The 25,160-nt window shown below is 49.4% G+C and carries 23 protein-coding genes; 12 read left to right on the top strand and 11 right to left on the bottom strand.

The annotated features are described in order from the left end of the window. Window positions 1-64 precede the first annotated feature (64 nt). On the bottom strand, window positions 65-1,279 hold the full coding sequence (locus AC51G0_RS13750) for a pyridoxal phosphate-dependent aminotransferase (RefSeq protein ID WP_496299172.1): 1,215 nt from the start codon (window positions 1,277-1,279) through the stop codon (window positions 65-67). A 441-nt stretch (window positions 1,280-1,720) separates the two neighbouring features. On the opposite strand from AC51G0_RS13750, the gene AC51G0_RS13745 reads away from it, so the two are divergent. The 6 genes from AC51G0_RS13745 to menE are packed head-to-tail and all read left to right on the top strand — an operon-like array spanning window position 1,721 to window position 8,811. Beyond that, complete coding sequence (locus AC51G0_RS13745; protein WP_496299171.1) at window positions 1,721-3,037, top strand: isochorismate synthase; 1,317 nt, start codon at window positions 1,721-1,723, stop codon at window positions 3,035-3,037. Next, entirely contained in the window at window positions 3,034-4,782 is a 1,749-nt protein-coding gene (menD, locus tag AC51G0_RS13740) for a 2-succinyl-5-enolpyruvyl-6-hydroxy-3-cyclohexene-1-carboxylic-acid synthase (protein ID WP_496299170.1), read from the top strand. Before AC51G0_RS13745 ends, menD begins: the two co-directional genes overlap by 4 nt. Continuing rightward, window positions 4,766-5,554, top strand: a complete 789-nt coding sequence (menH, locus tag AC51G0_RS13735) for a 2-succinyl-6-hydroxy-2,4-cyclohexadiene-1-carboxylate synthase (RefSeq protein WP_496299169.1) — start codon at window positions 4,766-4,768, stop codon at window positions 5,552-5,554. Before menD ends, menH begins: the two co-directional genes overlap by 17 nt. A gap of 3 nt (window positions 5,555-5,557) precedes the next feature. Then, window positions 5,558-6,424 carry a 1,4-dihydroxy-2-naphthoyl-CoA synthase gene (gene menB / locus AC51G0_RS13730; RefSeq protein ID WP_496299167.1) on the top strand — a complete coding sequence of 289 codons (867 nt, stop codon included), beginning with the start codon at window positions 5,558-5,560 and terminating at the stop codon, window positions 6,422-6,424. A 15-nt stretch (window positions 6,425-6,439) separates the two neighbouring features. Beyond that, complete coding sequence (gene menC / locus AC51G0_RS13725) at window positions 6,440-7,414, top strand: o-succinylbenzoate synthase (protein ID WP_496299166.1); 975 nt, start codon at window positions 6,440-6,442, stop codon at window positions 7,412-7,414. Beyond that, window positions 7,402-8,811, top strand: coding sequence for an o-succinylbenzoate--CoA ligase (menE, locus tag AC51G0_RS13720; protein WP_496299164.1), 1,410 nt, complete (start codon window positions 7,402-7,404; stop codon window positions 8,809-8,811). The genes menC and menE overlap by 13 nt, the downstream gene beginning before the upstream one ends. A gap of 383 nt (window positions 8,812-9,194) precedes the next feature. Here menE and AC51G0_RS13715 read toward each other — a convergent pair whose 3' ends face one another. From AC51G0_RS13715 to AC51G0_RS13705, 3 genes are all read right to left on the bottom strand, one after another. Next, complete coding sequence (locus AC51G0_RS13715; protein ID WP_496299163.1) at window positions 9,195-11,069, bottom strand: MFS transporter; 1,875 nt, start codon at window positions 11,067-11,069, stop codon at window positions 9,195-9,197. Window positions 11,070-11,081: 12 nt separating this feature from the next. Continuing rightward, window positions 11,082-11,678 (bottom strand): TetR/AcrR family transcriptional regulator, encoded by a 597-nt coding sequence (locus AC51G0_RS13710; protein ID WP_496299162.1) that lies wholly within the window; start codon window positions 11,676-11,678, stop codon window positions 11,082-11,084. 275 nt (window positions 11,679-11,953) lie between these two features. Then, complete coding sequence (locus tag AC51G0_RS13705) at window positions 11,954-12,349, bottom strand: NINE protein (protein ID WP_496299161.1); 396 nt, start codon at window positions 12,347-12,349, stop codon at window positions 11,954-11,956. 254 nt (window positions 12,350-12,603) lie between these two features. Here AC51G0_RS13705 and AC51G0_RS13700 point away from each other — a divergent pair, with 254 nt between their 5' ends. Both AC51G0_RS13700 and AC51G0_RS13695 read left to right on the top strand, forming a co-directional pair. Beyond that, window positions 12,604-13,479, top strand: a complete 876-nt coding sequence (locus AC51G0_RS13700; RefSeq protein ID WP_496299159.1) for a Tim44 domain-containing protein — start codon at window positions 12,604-12,606, stop codon at window positions 13,477-13,479. Window positions 13,480-13,671: 192 nt separating this feature from the next. Further along, window positions 13,672-13,917, top strand: a complete 246-nt coding sequence (locus AC51G0_RS13695; RefSeq protein ID WP_496299158.1) for a TIGR02647 family protein — start codon at window positions 13,672-13,674, stop codon at window positions 13,915-13,917. 26 nt (window positions 13,918-13,943) lie between these two features. On the opposite strand, the gene AC51G0_RS13690 is transcribed toward AC51G0_RS13695, so the two are convergent. Further along, the gene (locus tag AC51G0_RS13690; RefSeq protein ID WP_496299157.1) at window positions 13,944-14,192 is read right to left on the bottom strand and encodes a YkgJ family cysteine cluster protein; all 249 of its coding nucleotides are present in this window, start codon (window positions 14,190-14,192) and stop codon (window positions 13,944-13,946) included. Window positions 14,193-14,421: 229 nt separating this feature from the next. Between AC51G0_RS13690 and AC51G0_RS13685 the strand changes: the two genes are divergently transcribed. After that, window positions 14,422-14,856 carry a YcgN family cysteine cluster protein gene (locus AC51G0_RS13685; RefSeq protein WP_496299156.1) on the top strand — a complete coding sequence of 145 codons (435 nt, stop codon included), beginning with the start codon at window positions 14,422-14,424 and terminating at the stop codon, window positions 14,854-14,856. A 94-nt stretch (window positions 14,857-14,950) separates the two neighbouring features. On the opposite strand, the gene dusC is transcribed toward AC51G0_RS13685, so the two are convergent. Together dusC and AC51G0_RS13675 are read right to left on the bottom strand one after the other, a co-directional pair. Next, window positions 14,951-15,901, bottom strand: coding sequence for a tRNA dihydrouridine(16) synthase DusC (dusC, locus tag AC51G0_RS13680; protein WP_496301952.1), 951 nt, complete (start codon window positions 15,899-15,901; stop codon window positions 14,951-14,953). An 82-nt stretch (window positions 15,902-15,983) separates the two neighbouring features. Next, complete coding sequence (locus tag AC51G0_RS13675; protein ID WP_496299154.1) at window positions 15,984-16,682, bottom strand: NAD(P)H-binding protein; 699 nt, start codon at window positions 16,680-16,682, stop codon at window positions 15,984-15,986. Between the two features lie 483 nt (window positions 16,683-17,165). Here AC51G0_RS13675 and AC51G0_RS13670 point away from each other — a divergent pair, with 483 nt between their 5' ends. Beyond that, complete coding sequence (locus AC51G0_RS13670; RefSeq protein WP_496299153.1) at window positions 17,166-17,813, top strand: SEC-C metal-binding domain-containing protein; 648 nt, start codon at window positions 17,166-17,168, stop codon at window positions 17,811-17,813. Next, the gene (locus tag AC51G0_RS13665; RefSeq protein WP_496299152.1) at window positions 17,813-18,247 is read left to right on the top strand and encodes a (deoxy)nucleoside triphosphate pyrophosphohydrolase; all 435 of its coding nucleotides are present in this window, start codon (window positions 17,813-17,815) and stop codon (window positions 18,245-18,247) included. Before AC51G0_RS13670 ends, AC51G0_RS13665 begins: the two co-directional genes overlap by 1 nt. Window positions 18,248-18,443: 196 nt before the next feature. Here AC51G0_RS13665 and dsbB read toward each other — a convergent pair whose 3' ends face one another. Then, window positions 18,444-18,965, bottom strand: coding sequence for a disulfide bond formation protein DsbB (dsbB, locus tag AC51G0_RS13660; protein WP_496299151.1), 522 nt, complete (start codon window positions 18,963-18,965; stop codon window positions 18,444-18,446). 91 nt (window positions 18,966-19,056) lie between these two features. Then, complete coding sequence (nhaB, locus tag AC51G0_RS13655; protein WP_496299150.1) at window positions 19,057-20,649, bottom strand: Na(+)/H(+) antiporter NhaB; 1,593 nt, start codon at window positions 20,647-20,649, stop codon at window positions 19,057-19,059. 472 nt (window positions 20,650-21,121) lie between these two features. Between nhaB and fadR the strand changes: the two genes are divergently transcribed. Further along, window positions 21,122-21,973, top strand: a complete 852-nt coding sequence (gene fadR / locus AC51G0_RS13650; RefSeq protein ID WP_496299149.1) for a fatty acid metabolism transcriptional regulator FadR — start codon at window positions 21,122-21,124, stop codon at window positions 21,971-21,973. 350 nt (window positions 21,974-22,323) lie between these two features. Here fadR and AC51G0_RS13645 read toward each other — a convergent pair whose 3' ends face one another. Both AC51G0_RS13645 and AC51G0_RS13640 read right to left on the bottom strand, forming a co-directional pair. Then, window positions 22,324-23,853: a SpoVR family protein gene (locus AC51G0_RS13645; RefSeq protein ID WP_496299148.1), complete on the bottom strand. Its 1,530-nt coding sequence runs from the start codon at window positions 23,851-23,853 to the stop codon at window positions 22,324-22,326. 30 nt (window positions 23,854-23,883) lie between these two features. Further along, on the bottom strand, window positions 23,884-25,155 hold the full coding sequence (locus AC51G0_RS13640) for a YeaH/YhbH family protein (protein ID WP_496299145.1): 1,272 nt from the start codon (window positions 25,153-25,155) through the stop codon (window positions 23,884-23,886). Between the last annotated feature and the right edge of the window lie 5 nt (window positions 25,156-25,160).

The following is a 25,160-nucleotide window of genomic DNA, read 5'->3' as shown; positions in this document are numbered from 1 at the left end:
AAATATTGGTCAGGTAAACAAAAGCCCCAGTAAAACTGAGGCTTGAGATCAATTGATGGGGCCGTTATTGACGGTAACTGTGCAGGAAGCGCTCAAGGCGGCCGATGGCCATTTCGAGATCATCAACCCTTGGCAAGGTAACAATGCGGAAGTGATCGGGTTTTTTCCAGTTAAAGCCTGTGCCATGCACCAGCAGCACTTTCTCTTGCTGCAGGAAGTCCAGTGCCATCCGCTCGTCATCGACGATATTGAATTTCTTCTGATCCAGTTTCGGGAACAGGTAAAGCGCCCCTTTGGGTTTCACGCATGAAATACCCGGGATCGAGGTGAGCATGTCATAGGCTTTGTCGCGCTGCTCGAGCAGCCGTCCGCCAGGCAAGATGAGCTCGTTGATGCTCTGGTAGCCGCCAAGTGCTGTCTGGATGGCATGCTGCATCGGTACATTGGCACACAGACGCATCGAGGATAGCATCTCCAGCCCTTCGATATAGGCTTTGGCCAAGTGCCTTGGCCCGGAGAGGATCATCCACCCGGCACGGAAACCACATACCCGGTACGATTTGGACAGGCCGTTAAAGGTGACACAGAAGACATCTTCGGCCAGCGGGGCAATCGAGGTGTGCTGGGCACCTTCATACAGGATCTTGTCGTAAATTTCGTCGGCAAAAATGATCAGGTTGTGTTGGCGGGCAATTTCCACCACTTCCAAAAGGAAATCACGGCTATAGACGGCACCTGTTGGGTTATTTGGGTTGATCAGGACAATACCGCGGGTATTTGGGGTGATTTTGCTACGGATATCATCCAGATCTGGATACCAGTCAGCTTCTTCATCACAGATATAGTGAACCGGGTTACCGCCAGATAGTGATACGGCAGCTGTCCATAATGGGTAGTCTGGAGCAGGAACCAATATCTCATCGTTATTGTTCAGCAGTGCCTGCATCGACATCATGATGAGCTCAGAGACACCGTTACCGATATAGACATCCTCGACATCAATATCGAGCATGCCACGTTTCTGGTAGTGCTGCACAACAGCTTTCCGGGCCGAGTAAATACCTTTGGAATCACAGTAACCTTGTGACGTCGGTAAGTTACGGATCACATCCACCAGAATTTCATCTGGGGCGTCAAAACCAAATGGGGCGGGGTTACCGATATTCAGTTTTAAAATCTTATGGCCTTCTTCTTCCATGCGTTTGGCATGTTTAAGAACGGGACCTCGTATGTCGTAGCAAACATTATTTAACTTGGATGACATCCCGATGTTGTGCATTGCTAGATTCCTGCGCAAATTATTATCTAATGACAACAAATTACACTATGAATCCGTATAAAATAAATAGCTTGCAGAAAAAAATCATGAAGAAGAGTGTTTTGTGTAATTAAATTCTATTTTTCAAGGTATGATCATCTGCTTTAATATTTACCGCTGAGGTGTTCGTGCCAGTATCGTTTCCTACGCGAAACATGGTACGGGATAGCTCGAGAGGGCATTAGGCTGTCAACAATGATGAACAGTTGTGAGGAGATATGAAGATTAGTGTTGAGTCATTACTTTATTAGTCAGATTGCATTTAGTGAGGTAGAATGGCGAATTCACTATGTGGTTAAGCATTTAACTTACATAAAGGTAGGACTGTGTGCTAAGTGATTGGCATATCAACAATCAGCCAGGGATGAGCCGCTAAGGTGCTTAGAGCTGAGTGAGGTTACCTTGACCGCGTTACAAACTGCAGTTGAGTCTTTAATTGAAAAAATTCAACAAGCAACACAAACAACCCAACGATTGACGGTGAAGCTGGACTTGCCAGCCAATACCGACCTTATTGACTGGATGGAGTCGCAACCTCTTTTTCCGAAATTCTACTGGCAGTCTCGAGATAGCCGTGAAGAAGTGGCGGCATTAGGCCAGATCAAAACCTTTACCGATCCGATGGCTGCTGAAAAAGTGTTGTCGGATGAACAACGCATCTGGGGTGGACGTTCTTTCGACGGGCGTACCAACCGAAATCGTCGCTGCCTTTCTTCTTTCTTTTTTCTTCCCTTGCTGGAAGTAATCCGCTTTGACGGCAGCTGGCAGCTGGCGGTAAACCTGTCGGCGGATGATAAAGAAAAGGTCTTACAGGCGTTGTCGCAAGTGACACCTGAATCCACTGAAATCCCTGAAATAACCAGTAAAATCCTGGGGCGCTCATATGCGCCTGATTTTTCTGGTTGGTCAACGATGATCGGCAATGCGCTAGATGCTATTTCGCAAAACATGTTCGAAAAAGTGGTTCTGGCTCGCCGAACCACGTTGACGTTAGATGTCCCCGTTGCCCCGGCGCAGCTGCTCAAGGCCAGCCGCAACAGCAATATGAACAGCTTTCACTTTATGATGGCGCTGGATGCCAAGCACTGTTTTGTCGGCTCTACGCCCGAGCGGTTGTTCTTGCGCCAGGAGCGGGATCTGCAAACCGAAGCACTTGCGGGTACGATTGGCCGCGGACAGGATCAATCGGAAGATAATCAATTGGCCCAGTGGCTAATGGATGACAATAAAAACCGCTATGAAAACCGCTTGGTGGTCGATGATATTGTCAGTCGCCTGGTTCCCCGTTGTGAATCGATGAATGTTGCTCATACACCGGAGCTCGTCCGCTTGCGTAAAGTGCAGCATTTAAAACGCAGCATCGATGCTCAGCTCAATGAACAGGTGTACAGTGCCGATCTGCTAGACAGCCTGCAGCCGACAGCGGCGATTGCCGGTTTGCCCCGTGACAAGGCGCTGGATTTTATTACCGAGCATGAACCGTTTGCCCGCGGCTGGTATAGCGGGGCGGTGGGGTTTCTTAGCCGTCAGCGTAGTGAGTTCTGTGTGGCGATCCGCAGCGCCCTGATCATGGGTGAAGAGCTTCACCTGTTTGCCGGGGCTGGGATTGTACCTGGCTCAACGGCTGATAGTGAGTGGAAGGAGCTGGACCGAAAAACCGCGACGTTATGCAGCCTGCTCGGCTCCGAAGAATTGGATCTGGAGCGTAAAACAGCATGACTCAGGCTGGAATGATGCCGTTACCAGGGCTTAATGCCCAATCGCCATATCGGGCCGCTTTGAATAAGCTTTGGGCTGAATTAATGCTCGAGGAGCTTGCGCGGCTTGGGGTGAAACATGTCTGTATTGCGCCAGGATCGCGTTCCACACCACTGACACTAGCTGCGGATGGCAATGAAAAACTCACTCTCCATACTCATTTTGATGAGCGTGGATTGGGCTTTCTGGCTTTGGGGATAGCGAAAGCGTCGCAAGAGCCTGTCGCCGTGGTTGTCACTTCAGGTACGGCTGTTGCCAATTTATTACCTGCCGTCGCTGAGGCGGGCCTAACGGGTGAAAAGCTGGTGCTGTTGACGTCCGATCGTCCACCCGAGCTTATTCAGTGCGGGGCCAATCAGGCGATCCGCCAGCATGGCATTTTTTCAGACCATGTCACTGAGTTTCATGATTTGCCTTCACCCACGCTTGATATTTCCCCTGGCTGGTTACTGACGACTATCGATGCAGCCATGCACCAGCAGTTATTGCGTGGTGGCACACTCCATTTTAATTGCCATTATCCAGAACCTTTGTATGGTGAGGGGGCAGACTTTTCCCACTACTTGGCACCGTTGAATGAGTGGCTGGGTGATAACCAGCCATATACGAGCTATCAACAGGCCGCCTCTGGGCAGGTAGTGCTGGATACTGTGGCTTGGCAACAATTGACCGAAAAAAAAGGTGTCATTATTGCCGGCCGGATGGCGCCGGGTGAGCTGCCTTCGGTTCAGGCCTTGGCCGATAAGCTAGGTTGGCCATTACTGGTTGACCCCCAGGCGGGTGGAAGTAGTGCTTGGGCAGGATTTGATGTCTGGATGCAAAATCATCAATGTCGCCAGCATATTGAACAGGCCGAGGTGTTATTGCAGTTTGGTGCCCGCTTGGTTTCCAAGCGGTTATCGCAGCTAATCGCTGGGCACCAGTGGCAAGAGTATTGGTTGGTTGACCCGTTATCTGTTCGGCTCGATCCTTCTCACCGTCGTAGCCAACGTATTCAATCCAATGTGAATGATTGGGCTTATGCTGCGTGCCATGCTATTGCGAGCTCTACTCATCAAGGCTGGGCTGATCCTCTAAAGCAGGCATCGGTAGCATACTTTGAGTTACTGGCCACGCGTGATAACAGCTTAAATGAAGTGAGCCTGGCGGCAAACCTGGCTAAATGGCTTCCTGAGCAGACTGAGCTGTTTCTTGGCAATAGCCTGATTGTTCGCTTGCTGGATATGTGCGGCAAGCTACCCCAAACAGCAACCTATGCCAATCGCGGCGCATCGGGGATTGATGGCCTGGTTGCGACGGCGGCTGGGGTACAGCAGGCACGGCAAGCGCCTTTGCTGTGTTTATTAGGGGATACGTCGCTGTTGTACGATCTCAATTCGCTGGCATTGCTGAAACAGGCCGCCCACCCAATTGTCGTGCTAGTGACCAACAATGATGGCGGGGCGATTTTTGATTTGTTGCCGGTACCGGAGTCACAAAAAGAGTCGCTCTATCGAATGCCGCACGGGTTAGAGTTCAGCCACGCTGCTGCTATGTTCGGACTCGACTACCAGTGTCCTAGCTCTTTGGCAGAAGCGGAGCAGGCCTGCCGCCAAGGGCTGATGCAACCGGGGGCGACCTTGATTGAAATTAAAACGCCTTCAGGTCAAAGTGGAGAGCTGCTGAAGGAGCTGTTTGCCGAGGTGAGCAATGCCACTTTACTCTGAAACCTATGGTCACTGTGAAGCAACTGAGTCAGAACGTCCTACTTTGGTGTTTCTGCATGGCCTGCTTGGTTCTGGGCGTGACTGGCGCCAGGTGGTGAATTGTTTATCACCGTCTTACTACTGCCTGACGGTTGATTTACCCGGCCATGGCCATAGCCAGCTCCTCTCACCAGCAGGCTTTGAGCAGGTGAACCAACAGCTCCAGCAAACCTTGCTGCATCGCAAGATTCGCTCCTATGTACTCATCGGCTACTCTCTGGGGGCTCGGCTAGCGATGTATCATGCCAGTTTTCCCGCCACTGAGAACCAGGCAAAACTGGTTGGATTGGTGCTGGAAGGCGGCCATTTTGGCCTGCCGCATAGTGAATGCGCACCAAGGTTGGTAAATGATGAGAAATGGGCACAGCGATTTACCTCTGAGCCAATGACGCAAGTTCTGGCAGATTGGTATCAGCAACCTGTTTTTTCATCACTAAATCATGACCAAAGACAAAGTTTGATCCAGAAGCGCAGTGATAATCTTGGGTCTGCTATAGCACGTATGCTACTGGCTACATCGTTAGCCAAACAACCGGAGCTGAAGCAGCAGGTTGAGCAACTATCGTTTCCGGTTCGCTACATATGCGGAGAGAACGATAACAAATTCAAGTGCCTGGCTGAAGAAACGGGATTAGATCTCAAAGTCATCCCGGCAGCGGGGCATAATGTCCATGTTGAACTGCCTCATGAGTTCAGTATGGCTGTCACTCATTTTTTAGATAGATTGGAATAAATCATGGCTAGAACCGTAGGTCTGACTGAAGAAGAACTGTACGCACCGGCAGAATGGACAGATTGTTCAGAAGGTTACGAAGACATTCTTTTTGAAAAATCAGCAGATGGTATCGCGAAGATCACCATTAACCGTCCGCAAGTACGTAACGCGTTTCGTCCTCAGACGGTCAAAGAGATGATTGATGCGCTGGCAAATGCCCGTTATGACGAACAGGTCGGTGTCATTGTTCTTACCGGCCAGGGCGAAGATGCTTTCTGCTCTGGTGGCGATCAGAAGATCCGTGGTGATTACGGCGGCTACCGTGATAATGAAGGTACCCATCACCTGAATGTTTTGGATTTCCAGCGCCAGATCCGCACGTGTCCTAAGCCGGTGATTGCCGCTGTGGCGGGTTATGCGGTGGGTGGCGGCCATGTACTGCATATGATGTGTGATCTGACGATTGCTGCGGATAACGCACAGTTTGGCCAGACTGGCCCTAAAGTCGGCTCATTTGATGGTGGCTGGGGTGCTTCCTACATGGCCCGTATCGTTGGTCAGAAGAAAGCGCGTGAAATTTGGTTCCTGTGTCGTTTCTACGATGCGCAGGAAGCGCTTGATATGGGCCTTGTGAACCACGTTGTCCCTTATGCAGAGCTTGAACGTGAGACAGTGCGCTGGTGTCGTGAAACACTGCAGCACAGCCCAATGGCACTACGTTGCCTGAAGGCGGCTCTGAACGCGGATTGTGATGGCCAGGCTGGCCTGCAAGAGCTGGCTGGTAACGCGACGATGATGTTCTATATGACCGAGGAAGGTCAGGAAGGTCGTAACTCGTTCAACGAGAAGCGTCGTCCGGACTTTAGCAAGTTCAAGCGTAACCCATAAGCGAGTACTGAAAAGATGCGTAGCGCAAAATTATATCAGTACCAGCTACCGATGGACTCAGGGGTGATCTTGCGTGATCAGCGTCTGGTGACCCGTGAAGGCTGGATTGCTGAATTACGTGACGGTGATGCCGTAGGTTATGGTGAAATTGCCCCGTTGCCGGAGTTTAGCCTGGAAACGGCGGAGCAAGCTGGTGAACAGGCTCAGCTGCTGCTTGAAGGCTGGACTCAGGGCGAAGCCCTTGATCTAAGCGCAGCACTTCCTTCTGTTGCGTTTGGCCTGAGTATGGCTGAGCTTGAGCTGGCAGGTGGCTTGCCGCTTGATGGTAACTATCAGGTAGCACCATTGTGCTCTGGCGATCCGGATGATCTGGTTGAAGAGCTCAGCAAGATGCCGGGCGAGAAAATTGCCAAAATCAAAGTGGGCATGTACGAAGCGGTGCGTGATGGCATGGTTGCCAATATGTTTATCGAGGCGATCCCTGAAATTCGGCTTCGCCTCGATGCCAACCGTAAGTGGACACCGCTCAAAGCCCAGCAGTTTGCCAAGTATGTGAAACCCGAGCACCGTGCGGGTATTGCATTCCTTGAAGAGCCTTGCAAAGCACCGGCAGATAGCCTGGCATTTGCCCAGGAAACCGGTATCAACATCGCGTGGGACGAAACCGTCCGTGACGAAGGTTTTGAAGTCAAAGCCGAGCCAGGTGTGGTGGCGATTGTGATCAAGCCAACGTTGGTTGGCTCTGTCCAGCGTTGTATCGAGCTGGTAACACAAACCCATGAGGCAGGCCTGACGGCTGTGATCAGCTCCAGCATGGAATCTAGCTTGGGCCTGAATCAGCTCGCTCGTCTTGCCGCTTGGCAAACTCCTGCTGTGATCCCAGGCCTTGATACGATGCAGCTGTTTAAAGCACAGCTTGAAACACCGTGGCCAAATTGCGGGCTGCCAGTGACATCGTTGTCAGAACTTGAGGTGGTATGGCAGAAGTAACATCATACTTTGCCACATGGCCCTGGCAACATTGGGCAACAAAGCGGCCGTTAGCGGCCGCTTTGTGTTTTGGTGAGCAAACATTTAGTTGGGCTGAAGTCGCAGCACGGGTAGATGATTATGCCCAGGGTCTTATCGAGCAGGGAGTGAAACGAGATCAGCTGATTGCCGTTGTTGCACCTAACTCGATTCAGGTACTGTGGCTGATTTTGGCAACACTCCGGGTTGGTGCCCGTTATGTAGGATTAAACCCAAGAAGCAGCCAGTCTGAGCTGGATCTGCAACTTGAACAGTTGCAATGTGATTTTATTTGGTATCCCGCCAAAACCGAGCACTCGTTCGAGCAATATGGCAGGGTGCAGCTGCTACCGCCTCAGCAGTACCGTTTGGTACCGGTAACCTGGCAGCCGACACGTCCAGCGACATTGACGTTGACCTCGGGCTCTACAGGGCAGCCGAAGGCGGTGGTACATTCTGCTCAGAGCCAGCTGGCAAGTGCCGCAGGGCTGTTAGAGTGGATGGACTTTGATGAGCAAGATAGCTGGTTGCTATCATTGCCGCTGTTTCATATCTCTGGGCTGGCGATTGTCTGGCGCTGGTTATACCGCGGCGCCAAGCTGGTTGTTGCTGAGGCAGCGCAGTTCGAAAAGGCACTGGCAACCGTCACCCATGCCTCGTTAGTTCCGACCCAGCTCCAGCGGCTGCTTGCAGCACAGGAACAATCTGATGCGCCGTTATTGGCGCTAAAACAAGTCTTGCTGGGAGGGGCGGCAATACCGGTCAGCCTGACCGAACAGGCCGAGGAAGCAGGGATCAACTGCTGGTGTGGCTATGGCATGACAGAGATGGGCTCGACGGTAACGGCCAAACGAGCTGATGCCAGTGCTGGTGTTGGTAGCGTGCTACCCAACCGTGAACTGACCCTGAAAGAGGGCGAAATCCTGGTTCGTGGTAAAACACTGTGTATCGGTTATTACCGAAACAAGACTATTTTCCCGGTAGCTGAAGATGAATGGTTCGCAACTAAGGACATCGGTAGCTGGCATGGCGAAGAGCTGCATATTCTCGGCCGGGCTGACAATATGTTCATCTCCGGTGGCGAGAATATCCAGCCTGAAGAAATCGAGAAGGTGCTGCTGGCACACCCTGATGTGAAACAGGCCTTCGTGCTGCCTGTCGATGACAGTGAATTCGGCCAGCGCCCTATCGCGGTGGTTGATACCGAACAAACACTTGATGAAATCCTGGAGAAAGGGCTGTACAGCTACATGGAAGCGCGTGTCACCGCATTCCGACGCCCTGTTGGCTATTTTGCTTTGCCGGAGGCGATTGGCGAGGGTGGGATCAAAGTATCGCGCAAGCGGTTAGCGGAGTGGTTGAAAGTACACTTTGTGTAAGAAGCGAGGGCGCTTCGCTCTGAGAGGCGAGAAAAAGCGAGAGTTGTTGTTGACTCTCGCTTTTTTGTTTCTACAATCTGCGACGCTTCACGCTTCACGCTTCACGCTTCACGCTTCACGCTTCACGCTTCACGCTTCACGCTTCACGCTTCACGCTTCACGCTTCACGCTTCACGCTTCACGCTTCACGCTTCACGCTTCACGCTTCACGCTTCACGCTTCACGCTTCACGCTTCACGCTTCACGCTTCACGCTTCACGCTTCACGCTTCACGCTTCACGCTTCACGCTTCACGCTTCACGCTTCACGCTTCACGCTTCACGCTTCACGCTTCACGCTTCACGCTTCACGCTTCACGCTTCACGCTTCACGCTTCACGCTTATCATCGATTTTCCCCTCGCAACGCCAGTATCTGCTCCCGCAGTATTGCACTGTTGGCCTGCTTGGCGTGGATCGGGGAACCTGCCACAATATTCACCTTTGACCAAAAGCGTTTGGGGATCTTCAACAATGCACGGCCGCCTTCACGGCTGAAGTAGCTGCCCCAGAGCCCCTGCAGGGCAACAGGGATCACCGGTACATTCGAACGTTTGATGATCAGGTCGATACCGCGCATGAATGGGCCGATTTCACCGTTATGGGTTAACTGTCCTTCAGGGAACACACACACAATATCCCCTTGTTCCAGGTAGCCATTGACTTTCACGAAAGCCTTAAGGATGGATCTGCGGTCTGTAGAGTCAATCGGAATGACTTTGCAGGCTTTGCAGAAGGCTTTGATGAACGGAATATTATAGATATCCCTATCCATCAGAAAACGGATAGGGCGCGGACAAGCACCTGCCAGTAATAAAGCATCCATATAGCTGACATGGTTGCAGACAATAAGCGCCCCGCCTTTCGCTGGAATATTGGTTAAATCATGGTGGCGTACCCGGTACATGGTGTGACTGACCAGCCACACAACAAAGCGCCAGAAAAAGTCAGGTGTTTGGATATAGATATAGAGGACAACAAACAGGTTTAACAGCGATAGGAACAGGAAGAACTGTGGAATAGATAGCTCTAATACCGACAAGAATACTATGGCTGTAACGGCACTAACAACCATAAAAATGGCATTCCAGATATTGTTTGCTGCAATAATTTGTGCGCGCTCTTCCTCTTTGGCTCGGCTTTGCATCATGGCGTAGAGAGGAACAATAAAAATCCCGCCGGAAACACCGAGCATCGTGAGCGAAACGAACACTTGAAATAGCTCTGGGTGCGTAACAAATTCAATGATGGTTTGAGTCGCCGGGATGATCTCCGGGGTCGCAAACATCAGATTGGCGCCAAAGAGGGTGATCCCCAAGCTGCCTAGCGGCACGATCCCCGGTTCAATACGGTGGCCAGATAAGCGATCACACAGCAGCGAGCCGATAGCGATACCAATGGAGAAGAGGGTCAGTAGAAACGAGACGGCTGCGGCATCGCCACCTAAGTGTAGCTTAGCAAAATTGGGGAACTGAGTGAGGTAGCAGGCACCTAAAAACCAGAACCAGCTGATCCCCAGTACGCATTGAAAGATTGTCTTGTCCCGGCGGGCAATCGACAGTGTATGGCGAGTTTGCCTTACTGGGTGCCATTTGAACGGGATGTCTGGATTACTGGGTTTTGCTTCGGGGATCCATTGCGAGCTTAGATAGCCAATCACGGCAAAACTGACGACACTAACCGCAGCAATGGTAGTTGCATTGGTCTGGTTAGCAATAACGCCAGCCAGTAAGGTACCAATTAAAATAGCGAGAAAAGTACCGGTTTCAACCAGGGCATTGCCCGAGACCAGTTCTTCTTTTTTCAGGTGCTGTGGCAGCAGGGCATACTTGGCCGGGCCGAAGAAAGCAGACTGGGTACCCATCAAAAATAACAGTACCAGCAAGGCGGTATAGCTTTCGGCGATAAAGGCCACCGCCGCCATTGACATGATAATGATCTCTGCCAGTTTAACTAACCGCATGATAAGCGCTTTGTCATATTTATCTGCAAGGACGCCGGCTGAGGCCGAAAACAGAAAGAAAGGCAAAATAAATAGGCCGGCAGCAAGGTTGATAATCAGGTCTGAATCAACTGGCAGGGTGCCGGGGGCGGCAAATGCGATAAGAATGAGCAGGACATTCTTATACACATTGTCATTGAAAGCCCCAAGTGCCTGGGTGAGAAAATACGGTAAAAAACGCTGTTGGGTTAGCAGGCGAGACTGGGGCTTTGCACTCATTTCTGTCTCCGCTTATGCTTGCCAAGCGTTCAGATAAGTGTCAATAAGGTTGTCGATCAGTGCTTTGCCATCAACAGGGGTAGACGTGAATAATTTGTCATCCACTGTCAGCAGGGTGATACCGTGTACGCCTGCCCACAATACTCGGCTTGCTTCGAGAATGGATTCATCTGTTTTCTGCGGTGTGATCTGGCGGATCAGGCCCTCTAGCATGCCAGTCATGCTGTCGATACGCTCAGATTGCCATTCAGGAAGTTCTTCACCGTTCATGGTGTGTTGGAAAATTAGCTGCCAGCGGTATGGGTGCTGGGAAGCAAAATTCAGATAGCAGTACGCCAGTTTGCGTAGGGCATCTTCGGGTGAAGAAACATCTTTCATCTGCTCTTCTGCTTCAGCAAAAAGTTCATCCAGGGTTTGGGCAACAGCATGTAGCAGAAGAAGGTTATAGTTACCAAAAACGTTGACCAGTGTACTTGGTACATAGCCGATCATTGCGGCGACTTTACGTAAGCTCAGTTCATGGTGCGGATGTTCATCGAGAAAGTTTTTGACTTGCTCCAGTGTCATACTTACCAACTCTTCACGAGTGTGGTCATTTCGTCTTGCCATGGAATTTTACTCTTAATCGAAGATAGTCTTACTCTGCTAATTGTAATATGGATATCCACCGAGTGGGGGTTGCAGAGCAAGCAAAGTGATCTGACTTTATTCATCTGGCCAGATATTATAGAACGATGTTCGATATTTTAGTTGTTCTCACTCTAAATGGTCAAGTAGAAACAAAGGCAGGCTAGCGGTTACTGAGTTTGTTGTGACTTAAATCATACATTCTGAATGCATTATCAGCGCATTTTAAGCCACAACACTGCATAAATGTGCGGGTATTACGCTTTATTCTCGCCATTACGTATTGATACCTGATCATTCAATGTCCAGAAATCAACCAAAATACCAATGAGGAAAAAGCCGAACGTACACAGGTAAAGAATACCGGTTAGCCATTTTCCCATATACATGCGATGTACGCCGAATACGCCCAGGAAGGTCAGCAATAGCCAGGCTACGGTATAGTCCACGTCACCGCTTTGGAAGCGGATGTCGGCTTCGCGATCCATCGACGGGATCAGGAACAAATCAATTAACCAGCCAATCCCACACAAGCCCAGGGTCAAAAACCAAATAGTGCCTGTAACAGGCTTGCCATAATAAAAACGGTGCGCGCCGGTGAAACCAAAAATCCACAGTAAGTAGCCAATGAGTTTGCTATGAGTATCTTGCATTATGTTTCCTGTTGTTGGGATTTATGCGTATGACACTGATATTAGCAATAAGTGCAGTAATACCAAGCAGATAATATTACTGCTCGGTATAAATTATTATGTGGAGAAAATGAAATCAGAAGCTAACAACCCGATTGCCTAGCGTTTCCATGTCAGATAAATATTAGTAACAATTTGCTTTGTTTGTTTAGTTGACATTCAGAAGTAGCACGTTAGGATGCAGAAGCATATATTTGGCAAAGGTATTCATATCAATGAAACGCTTCTTTACAATATTTGCTTTGATCTTGACGGTGTCTTTTATGACCCCGCATGCAGAAGCAAAGAAATTTGGTGGTGGTAAGTCGTTTGGTAAAAGCTTTAAAACGGCGCCTGTTAAAAAACAGCAGCCTCAACAGACTGACACGCTAAAGCAACAGAAACCTGCTGCCAACCAAGCAGGCAAGTCGAGCAAAAAAGGATTGATGGGCGGCTTACTGGGTGGTTTATTGGCCGGTGGCCTGCTAGCGGCTTTCTTTGGTGGCGCATTTGACGGTATCCAGTTTATGGATATTCTGATTTTTGGCCTGATCGCATTTGTGATCTTTAAGCTGTTCAAGACAATGCGTGGTGCCAAGCGTACGCCGATGGGCCATCGTGAAGCCTATGCTGGAAGTTCGCCACAGCAGAAACAGCACCGTCAGGCTGCTTCTGACACGAATACCGGTTTTTCGCAGCAAGGCGGCGGTTATGCTTCAACAGATAGCGATGTGCCTTTTAACCTGCCTCCTGGTTTCAATATGAATGCGTTTCTAAACGGCTCGCGTGATCATTACCGCATTATCCAAGGTGCCTGGAACCATAACGAGCTGGATAAAATTCGCGAGTATGTTAGCCCGGCGCTATTGAATGATCTTGCAGCAGAGCGTGCGAAGCTAGACGGTGAACAGCATACCGAAGTGATGTATGTCGATGCCGAGCTGGTACGTGCCGATTACGATGCGAGCACGGCGCAGCTGAGCATTAAGTTCTCTGGCCGCTATAAGGACCGTAACGAAGGTGTCGAAGAAGATATCACTGATATCTGGCATCTTGAGCGTGACTTACGCAAGCCTAATGCACCATGGCTCATTGTTGGTATTCAAGCTTAATATTTGAACAATAAGCAAAACTGTATGAAAAAACCGCTCACCTGAGCGGTTTTTTATTCTCTGCTAATATCCATTTTTTTGAACTATGTCGCTTTTTATGCACGGTGATTGCAACGGATATGATCTTGCCACCTACTTTTCTTCAGCCTAGCCGCTAGTATTAAGGCAGGCCAAAGAAATAAAGAGGTGACTATGCCATATACAGCTGAACTGGTTAATGAAATGAATTTGCTGGTTAAATTTCCAATGCACAGCGATATGGAAGGAATTAAGGTACGTAGTGATGCTGCGCCAGATCTGGTGGAAGCAGCAAAGCGACTGTACGCGAAGGGATTGGTGACAAGTGAAGACGGTGGTTACCTGACCTACTCTGGCCATCAGGCGGTAGAGCATGCCAAGTCGGTACTACGCATTCTGACGGGTAAAGTGGCCGTATAACTGTTTATAATGGGGAGAGCATGGCCTTAGGTCATGCTTTCCAATTCAGTAATATTGTCTAGTGCTTGCTTTGATGTTTTACCGCAAAGATCCGGACAGGCTTTGAAGTGATGGCAGACAGCCGGACGCTCGGGCTTACCAAACAGCTTACACAGGTTCTCGTCATTGAGCTGCACGCAGCGGACACCGGCAGGTTTTCCTTTAGGCATTCCCGGGATCGCAGATGAGATACTCGGCGCAATACAACACGCCCCACAACCTAATCGACACTCCATAACCCACCTATAATTAATTAGTCACTCAAAACGGGTGCGAAAGTTACCATTCAAAAGCCATCGGATCAAAAATAATTAGCCAAATAGGCGATAAATAATAATGACTATTATTACGACATTTTATGCCCCCAGATCCCGATGAAACACTTGCACTTTACCTGTCAGGCGGCTATAAAACCGCCTTCTTAACCATAAGGGTTAAGGTAGCGTCACAGAAAAGGCTGGGTATATGGTACGTTTTTGGCAAGAGAAAGACTTAAAGGCAATGACAGATCAAGAGTGGGAATCACTCTGTGATGGCTGTGGTAAGTGCTGCCTGCACAAACTGATCGATGATGATACCGATGAGATCTACTACACCAATGTTGCCTGTAGCCTGCTGGATGAAAAAACGTGTTCATGCAAAGACTACCCGAACCGCTTTGAGTCAGGTGAAGAGTGCCTGAAGCTAACCCGTGAGCGTATCGACGAGTTTGCCTGGCTTCCTGAAACGTGTGCTTACCGACTACTGGCTGAAGGCAAGGATTTGCCTGAATGGCACCCGCTGCTGACGGGCTCGAAAGAAGCGATGCATAAAGCGGATGAATCTGTACGCGATAAGATTGTTTATGAGATTGATGTGATTGATTGGGAAGACCACATTTTGAACCATCCAAGCCGTTAATCGGCACTTAAGCTAAATTGAATTGATAACAAAACCCCAGCCTTCGAGCTGGGGTTTTGTTTATGAAAGTGATGATAATGAAAAAATAGGTTCGCTATGCGGCAAGCTGGTGGTGTGCAGCCTGCAAGACCTCTACTATCGGGGCCGCTTTATTATGGCGGCGAATGTCAGCAAATAGTGCTTTCGCCTCCGGGTATTCATGGCGTAGGTAGGCAAACCATTGTTTGACCCGGTTTGGGTAATACAGGCCTTTATCCCCTTTGATTTCGAACTGGGAATAACGGAGAAGCAGCTGTAGGACTTCCTCCCAGCTCATATGGGCATCGTTACGTTTCACCACATTACACAGGTTTGGCAGGTTCAGGGCGCCGCGGCATACCATCAGGGCGTCAACTTGCGTCGCCTGTAGGCAGTCCTGGCCATTCTGATAGTTCCAGACTTCACCATTGGCAATGATCGGAATCGATGTTTTTTCCTTGATCTGGCGAATGTAGTCCCACTTGATGGTTTCTGCCTTGTAGCCGTCGACCTTGGTACGGGCATGGATAGCGATTTCATCGCCGCCGGCCTGGGCGACAGCATCGGCGATTTCAAAGCATTGTGCTGGATCATCCCAACCCAGGCGGACTTTGGCTGTTACCGGCTTTCTTGGATCTGTTGCTTCGCGTACGGCTTTAACGATGCGGTACATGAGTTCGGGATCCTGGAGCAGGACAGCACCGCCCCGGCTTTTGTTGACCGCTTTGGCCGGACAACCAAAGTTGATATCGATCCCTGCCGAGCCTAGCTGGGCTGCGCGATAGGCATTTTCTGCCAGCCAGTTTGGCTCTTGCCCTAATAGCTGAACCCTCACCGGGGTGCCGGACGTGGTTTTTCCGCCTTGGCGTAATTCCGGGCAGAGGCGATAAAAGACGCTATTAGGCAGTAGCTGATCAATCACGCGCACGAATTCGGTAACGCAAAGATCATAATCATTAATTTCGGTTAGCATCTCTCGCATCAGATGATCGAGGACACCTTCCATCGGGCCTAAAATTACTCGCATCGCTTTTGGCATTAGCTTTCTCGCACTGCACCATTGTTTGTGTAAGGGGCGAGATTCTAGTCTGGAATAGCGGGCTTGTCACCTAATCCTGTAGTACATGGTGCGGTTCAGGGAGTAGTGCTTTCCCGGAGACAATTGTTACTGCGTTAATAAGCTCTTCTTCTGCGAGCAATGAGAGATCAAGCATTGAGCGGGCAACTTCTTCGGCTGGGATCGGGGTCAGATGGGCCAGCGGACCAATTGCCAATGGCTTGATAATATCGAAAACACCCTGAACGACCTGTTCATCCGAACGAGGTTTTGACCGCTCGCCTTTTAGCGGGCCGGGACGGACAAAGATGCAGTGAGAAAACCCCATTTTGCGGATGACCCGCTCCATCTTTCCCTTGCAGCGCAAATAATGCGAAGGGGAGTACGGATAGGCAAATAGGCTGGAGATAACGACGAGGTGTCTGACCCCCAGTAAATGCATGGTCGTAGCAACATCTTTGACCAATTGAAAATCGACAGCTTCTAGGGCTTGGTTGCTGCCGGCCTGTTTCTTGGTGGTGCCCAGGCAGATAAAGCCCAATGTCGGGGTGGGGTCGGTTTCATCCCAGGCGGTTACTCTGAGCTCAGGGTGAATGATCTGAACCAGTTTTTTGCTGTGAAAGGGGAGTTCACGTCGTGAGAGTGAATAGACAGTCTGGAAATGAGGGTGTGCAAGCAGCTGGTGGAGCAGTTCATCCCCAACTAGGCCACTGGCACCTGCAATAATGGCGTTTGCTTTCCCTTGAGACATCGACATCGTCCTGATACTTGTCGTTAATTGCCCCATTTTTGCCAGTATCTGCAGTAAAATTCAACAAAAAATGTCAGCTTATGCTTAGTCGATGCATTCTGTGAGACTTATAGCACTAACTGGAACTACTGTGGGGCTGTTGTGGAGGTGGTTTGCGAGTATACCCAAACCACTTCAACATGCCGGATTCAGAGTGATATCAGCAAGTTCAGTTCAAGGAAGATAACGGTAGGAATGGTAGCCCCTTTCAACGTTATTTGACACTGAAATGGGCTTGCTGAATCACTCCCGAAGGGCGAGCGGACTTGGCTGTTATGCTTTGTTACAGCTTTTTGACGTAGAGCTACTATGTCTTCAAATCTGTGCCTTGCCTACGCGGCCCGACCTACCAGCCAAGTCATTCTCGCTGAAACGAGCATCTTGAAGTGGTTTGGGTATATAATCTGCGCCTAATCAGTATTGCTCGAAAAACCGGAACACACGATGACAGAACTAATGACACTACCTGCAGACTGGGAAGGGATGCCAGCCACTTTCATTGAAGGTGCCTTACTGGCTGCGAACGCCAATCCAAAACCGCTGGAGCCAGAAACATGGTTGCCAGTGCTGGTGCACGGCGGGGTGACAGAAGATGAGCAGGTCGCAGTGACAGGTGAGCCTAAAATGGCCATCTTGAACCACTTTGAAATGCAGTACCGCTATATAAAGGCGGGTGAGTACGTGCTGCCTGAGCCGGTATGTTGGCAGGAAGAGTCCGGTGTTACTGAAGATATGAGCAACTTTGCCGAAGGTTTTCTTGCCGTGTGGCCTTACATTGAGCCGAGCTGGGCTGATCAGGCTATGTCTGATGGCACTATGCGTATGCTATCGGCCTTGCTGACAACGTGTATGCTGTTGGTTGACGAGAGTACAACACTGGCTCAGATGGAAGAAGCCGGTGTCGAGGGGATGCCTCAGCCTGCAGAGCTGTATGTCCAGCTGCCCCTAATGCTGAGCGAAGTGGTTATGGCGGCTGATGAATTGCAGCAAGGTGCAGCGGCTCAGGCTGTTAACCCGTATAAAGAGACCGGGCGTAACGATGCGTGCCCGTGCGGTAGCGGCAAGAAGTTTAAGCAGTGCTGTGGTAAGTAATGGTTGATACTGACCTATTGCCTGATAGCAAACCAGTGATCCTGGTGGTCGCTGGTGTAATAGAAAAAGACGGCAGGTTTCTATTGGCCCAACGTTTTGAATATGCCAGCCAGGGTGGCTTGTGGGAATTTCCAGGCGGCAAGGTCGAAGCCGGGGAAACACCGGAGCAAGCCTTGGAGCGCGAGCTACAAGAGGAGTTAGCGATCACTACCCAAACTGGCTGTTGGCTGGCTGACAGTGTGTTCGATTATGGCGATAAAGTTATTCACCTAAAAGGCTACCTAAGCCACTGGCAAGCTGGGGAGCTGGAGCTGCATAGCCATCAGGATGCGGTATGGGTGGAACATGCTGAGATTGAATCCTATCAGCTATGCCCTGCGGATTTTCCGATTGTGGAAGCGTTGGGGGAGCAGGTGCGGGTTCCTAGATCTTAGTCCTGAGAAGAGCGGGCCCTAGGAAAAGCAGGCCCTGGGAAGAGCAAGATTTTTACACTTGCTTGAGGCTGCTGAATCTTACCTGCAGGACCCAGGACCCAGGACCCAGGACCCAGGACCCAGGACCCAGGACCCAACAAAAAAGCGAAAGGCCTTCACCTCTCGCTTTTTCTTTCTCAACACTTTTTTCTAGGATCTAGAATCTTTCTTTCTTCTTCCCAAAAAACTGCGCAATAACAACCAAAGCCAAGGCAACAAGATTCGCCACAAAAATAACAACCAGCCACTGCGGCATTGATTGACCAAGGAACGACCATACTACCTTGCTGCAATCGCCTGTAGCTTCAAACATCCAAGGTACCCACTGATTCAGCGGTGCCCAGTCAGGGAAGGTGACAAATAGGTCGCAAGTGGCAAATGGCGACGGGTTGAATTGATACCCTACGTGTTCATTGGCTAATGACAACCCCCAGTATGCGCTGTAACCCCACCCGGCTAGACCTGCCCAGCGGATAACCGTATTTTGAGGAGCAACCAGTCCGAGCAGGGCGGCAAAGCCAATCCCCATCATCGCGACGCGTTCATAAATACACATGACACAAGGATCCAGCTTCATAGCATGCTGAAAGAACAGGGCGCAGGCTTCAAAGAAAATAATGAAAACGAGCAGTAACAGCCATGATAACCGGCTTTTTGAAAAGGTATTCAGAAATTGCATGGGATGATCTCGCCTAAACGTAAAAGAAAGCCCTGACTAATCAGGGCTTTAAAGTTGTTATTTCTGACACTTATCTTTACTAAAGATTCAATTAATGTCCAGCGGCAGGTGCAATATGTGAGGCAGCTTCCGCAACATGGTGGGAAAGCCAGCCCATGTCATAGAACCAGCTGGTCATTGGTGTCAGCATAAACTCGATACCGGCCAGACCAATTAGTGATAGAACGATGGTATAAGGTAGTGCCATATACACCATGCGGCCATAAGACAGGCGAATTAACGGAGCTAGTGCCGATGTCAATGCGAATAGGAAGGCCGCCTGACCATTCGGCGTTGCCACTGACGGTAGGTTGGTGCCTGTATTAATCGCGACTGCTAGCATGTCGAACTGATCACGAGTGATCACACCGTTAACCAGCGCTGTTTTCACTTCGTTGATATATACCGTACCGACAAAGACGTTATCAGAGACCATCGACAAAAGGCCGTTGGCAATATAGAACATCGTCATCTGGGCGCTGCCTTCCAGGCTCAATACCATGTCGATAACTGGCGCAAACAGATGCTGGTCGATAATCACTGCAACGATAGAGAAGAAGACGGCAAGTAGCGCGGTGAACGGTAGCGCTTCTTCAAACGCTTTACCGAGAGCATGTTCTTCGGTAATACCAGTAAAAGAGGTTGCCAGGATGATAACACTCAGGCCGATCAGGCCCACGGCAGCAAGGTGAAGTGCTAGGCCAACAATCAGCCAGATAGCAATGACAACCTGGATGCCCAGCTTTGCATAGTCAATGTTGGTACGGCGTTTGCGTTCATCTTCGTCGAAGTCGACCAGGATTTTGCGAACGTTTTCCGGTAGGCGAGTGCCGTAGCCGCAAATTTGGAACTTCTCAACAAGTACACAAGTGAGTAGACCGCAGAAGAAAACAGGTACGGTGACAGGTGCCATACGGATGATGAATTCCCCAAACATCCAGCCCGCCTGATCAGCAATAATAAGGTTCTGAGGTTCACCCACCATGGTCATAACCCCACCTAGAGCAGTACCAATACCAGCATGCATTAGCAGGCTGCGAAGGAATGCACGGTAGTTCTCTAGGTCATTACGGCTTACTTCACGAATGTGTAAATCGGTTGTGTGGTCGTGAGAGGCGTGGGGCTCCTGGCCCGACGCGACTTTATGGTAGATGCTGTAGAAACCAATGGTCACACTGATCACAACCGCGATCACGGTCAGTGCATCAAGGAATGCTGACAAAAAGGCAGCCATCACAACAAACGACAACGAGAGCAGCGTTTTTGACTGAATACCGATCAGTATTTTGGTAAATATAAACAGCAGCAACTGTTTCATGAAGTAGATGCCAGCAACCATGAAGATCAACAGCAACAGCACTTCAATGTTGGCAACCAGTTCATGCTTGACCTGCTCGGGGCTGGTCATTCCTATGGCAACCGCTTCGATGGCCAACAGACCACCGGGTTGTAGCGGGTAGCATTTCAGGGCCATAGCAAGGGTAAAGATAAACTCAACTACCAGTAGCCAGCCTGCAACAAAAGGGTCGATGAGGAAAAATACGATTGGATTGACGATAAGAAAGGCAATGATTGCCAATTTGTACCAGTCAGGAGCCTTGCCTAAGAAGTTCTTAATAAAGGCGTTCCCTAGCGAAATAGCCATGTTCTTGGGTCTCTCAAAATACTCTAATTATTCGATGAGCTGGTCGCTACCTTGCCTTTATAGTCTGAGATCAGGATAACCATCTTTGTTTTGGTTAATTGTTCTTATAAGACCCCCTAAGCTAAAAATCATATCCCTGATGGTTTTTAACTTAAAGTAGGCAGCAGCATCCATTCAGCTCCCAGTGTTTGATCGTGCTAACTGTACCGTTTGATCTAGATCAGTCAAGTAGTGAAATGAGAAGATGTTTAATTAATTGAAATCTCATCTCAAAACCGGGGATTTGGGCGCTAGATTACCATGCTCTGAAATATTTGCTTACAATTCGCAGGAAACGTTGAGCATCATCAAATTTCGAAGCATAAAGTAATTCATACCTTTTACATACTCTGCAAAGTTTCTCCCAATGCATAACTAGTGGTATGATGAGTTAATAAATATATAAGCAAGAAGCAACTGGAAAAATAATCAGATGGTTATAAAGGCTGATAGCCCAGCAACATTTGCTGAGAAATATATCATAGAGAGTATCTGGAATAATCATTTCCCGCAGGGATCGATTCTTCCGGCAGAGCGAGAGCTATCCGAGCTGATCGGTGTGACCCGTACGACTTTGCGTGAGGTGTTGCAACGTCTTGCACGTGATGGCTGGCTGACTATCCAGCATGGTAAGCCAACTCGTGTAAATAACTATATGGACACTTCGGGCCTAAGTATTCTAGACACTCTGATCACGTTAGACGGACAAGATGTTCAGGGCGTGCTTGAGGACTTGCTTTCTGCCCGTACGGATATCAGCAGTGTTTACATGCGATATGCCGTTAAGGGGAACCATGAAGAAGCCAGCCAATTGCTGGATAACGTGATCACCTCTTGCGAGACGCTTCTAAAGGCAGACAACTTTGTCGACTTCGTTGAAGCAAGCGAAGAAAAAGCTGTGCTGTTGCAGGAAGTGAAAAAGATCACTGATAAATACGGTAAAGATCAGCCTGAGCTATGCGAAGCAATTTGCCGTGCTCGTGCGTTTAACTATTACGATTACCGTATGTTCCAGGGAATGGCGACAAAATCAGGTAATACCCTGTATGTCCTGACCATCAATGGTTTGCGTAAGATTTATACCCGTGTCGGCGGTTATTACTTTATGTCGAAGGAAGCCTGTGAACTTGCGCTCAACTTCTACCGCGACATGAAGTCTCTTTGCGACAATAACCAGCCCGAGCTGGTTGCTGATCGTATTAAGAAATATGGCCGCGAAAGTGGTGCGATTTGGTATAGCAACCGGATTGAAATCGCTCGCTACCTGTATGAGGAAGAGCAGTAAGGTAGGCTCCGCCTAGAAATCGGAGTATATGCTTCGCATAGAAGCGAGTTACGCTGCGCTCCGAGATGCGGGGAAGAGCGGTTCTAAGGCAAAAAAACAAAAAGCGAGAGTCTTGTTGACTCTCGCTTTTTTGATTCTACAATTTGCGACGCTTCACGCTTCACGCTTCACGCTTCACGCTTCACGCTTCACGCTTCACGCTTCACGCTTCACGCTTCACGCTTCACGCTTCACGCTTCACGCTTCACGCTTCACGCTTCACGCTTCACGCTTCACGCTTCACGCTTCACGCTTCACGCTTCACGCTTCACGCTTCACGCTTCACGCTTCACGCTTCACGCTTCACGCTCTCAGATCTCCGAATTATACTGATTGCGGACAGGGCAGGTACCTAGGATCTGGCTTCTGCCATCTGGTAGCTCTTCCTCCAGCGTGACATCAAAGCCCCACAATCGGTACATATGCTTCAGTACTTCCGAGTGACTGTCAGCCAGTGGGATCCGGTTGTGTGGAACATACCTCAAGGTTAGTGAACGATCGCCTTTCAACGCCACATTCCAGACTTGGATATTTGGCTCATTGTTGCTTAGGTTGTACTGGGAGGAAAGCTTCTCACGGATCGCCCGGTAACCTTCTTCATTGTGAATCGCGCTGACCTCGACATAGTTGTAACGGTCATCGTCATCAACGGCGAAGAATTTAAAGTCACGCATCAATTTCGGGGACAGGTACTGGCTGATGAAGCTCTCGTCTTTGAAGTTCTCCATGGCAAAGTGTACGGTATCTAACCAGTCTTTGCCTGCTATATCAGGGAACCAGTATTTATCTTCTTCGGTTGGATTTTCACACATCCGTCGGATGTCCTGGAACATGGCAAAGCCCAGTGCATACGGGTTGATACCGCTATAATACGGGCTATTGTATTCCGGTTGAGCCACCACATTGGTATGGCTATGGAGAAACTCCATAATAAAACGATCAGTGACTAAGCCTTCATCATATAGGTGATTGAGGATCGTGTAGTGCCAAAATGTTGCCCAGCCTTCATTCATGACCTGCGTCTGTTTCTGAGGATAGAAATACTGGCTGACTTTTCGCACAATACGAACGATTTCACGCTGCCAGGGTTCTAACAGTGGTGCGTGTTTCTCGATGAAATATAAGATATTTTCCTGTGGTTCATGCGGAAAACGAGCTTCTTCTGTTTTTAGTTCTTTTTCTTCCATGACAGGAATGGTACGCCAGAGCGCGTTAACTTGCGTTTGCAGGTAATCTTCACGGGCTTTTTGCCGGGCTTTTTCCTCGATGAGTGAAATTTTCTGTGGACGTTTATACCTATCCACACCGTAATTCATCAGCGCATGGCAGGAATCGAGCAGTCTCTCGACGTCATCAACGCCGTACTTTTCTTCGCATTCGGTGATGTACTTGCGGGCAAAGAGCAAGTAATCGATGATTGAACTAGCGTCCGTCCAGGTTTTAAACAGATAGTTGCCCTTGAAAAACGAATTGTGGCCATAGCAGGCATGCGCCATTACCAGTGCCTGCATAGTAATGGTGTTCTCTTCCATCAGGTAAGCGATACAGGGATCGGAGTTAATCACAATCTCGTAGGCCAGCCCCATTTGGCCATGCTTATAGCCACGCTCTGTTTCGATAAAGCGTTTACCAAAAGACCAATGATGGTAGTTGATGGGCATCCCGATACTGGAGTAGGCGTCCATCATCTGTTCGGCAGTGATGATCTCGATCTGGTTAGGATAGGCGTCGAGCCGATAATGATCGGCAACGCGCTTAATTTCCTTGTGATACTGCTCAAGCAGGTCAAACGTCCAGTCTGGACCATCACTGAGTGTTTTTGACTTAGTGGTTGTTACCATAACACACTCCCCTATAGCGCTTGCTGACATCTAACTAACTTGCTTTTTGAAAAGCTCCCGGAATACAGGGAAGATGTCCTCCACACTCCTTATGTTTTGCATCGCAAAGTTGCTGTGGCTTGCCTGCAGTGCCTCATATTCCCGCCACAGTGTCTGATGTGCTCGGCGGGTGATCTCGATATATGAATAATAACGGCTGACTGGCAGGATATGTTTATCCAGCAGTTCTCGGCAGCCGGGTGAATCATCCGCCCAGTTATCACCGTCTGAAGCTTGTGCCGCGTAAATATTCCACTCGGCCGGTGAGTAACGTTTCTTGACGATTTCATCCATCATCCGCAGCGCACTGGATACTATGGTGCCCCCAGTTTCCTGTGAGTAGAAGAACTCATGCTCATCCACTTCCTTGGCCTGGGTGTGGTGGCGGATAAAGACTACATCAACATTTTTGTAGGTTCGGTTGAGGAACAGGTACAGCAAAATATAAAAGCGTTTTGCCATATCTTTGGTAGCCTGATCCATTGAGCCGGACACATCCATTAAGCAAAACATGACGGCCTGGCTTGTTGGCATCGGTCGCCGCTCATAATTTTTATAGCGCAAATCAAATGTATCGATGAAAGGCACACGGCTGATTTTTTCTCGCAGGCCCTGGATCTCCCGTTTCACTCTTTCTTCTTCAAGAGGCTGGGCAGGCTCGGTGTTCATCAAATAATCAAGTGCTTGTTCTAGCTCTCGTAGCTGGCGTCGTTTGGCGGCGGTCATTGCGGTTCGGCGAGCTAGTGAATTTTGTAGTGATTTCACGATAGCAATATTGGCCGGTACACCGGACGATTTATAGCCTGAGCGGAACGTTTTCCATTCGACAATTTTGTTGAGCTGGTTTTTTTCAAGGTTTGGCAGTTCTAGATCTTCAAATAACAAATCAAGATATTCGTCTTTGGAGATCTGAAAAACAAATTCATCCTGTCCTTCACCATCAGGGCTGGCCTGTCCTTCACCGGCTCCGCCTTGACCCGCCCCTCCTTGGGGGCGTTCAATGCGATCTCCGGGGCTGAACTGGTCGTTACCCGGGTGGACAACTTCACGTTGTCCACCACGGCCTTGGTGAAAGCTTGGCTCACGGATATCACGGGAAGGAATGGTAATGTCTTCCCCGCTTTCCACATCGGTAATCGAGCGTTTGTTCACCGCATCAGCAATCGATTCTTTGATTTGCTGTTTGTGGCGACGCAGAAAACGCTGGCGGTTTACCGTGCTTTTATTTTTACCGTTGAGCCTTCGGTCTATAAAATGCCCCATAAGCT

It is taken from the genome of Photobacterium sp. HL06 (genome assembly GCF_059552575.1).
This window is presented reverse-complemented; position numbering and strand designations above follow the sequence as displayed.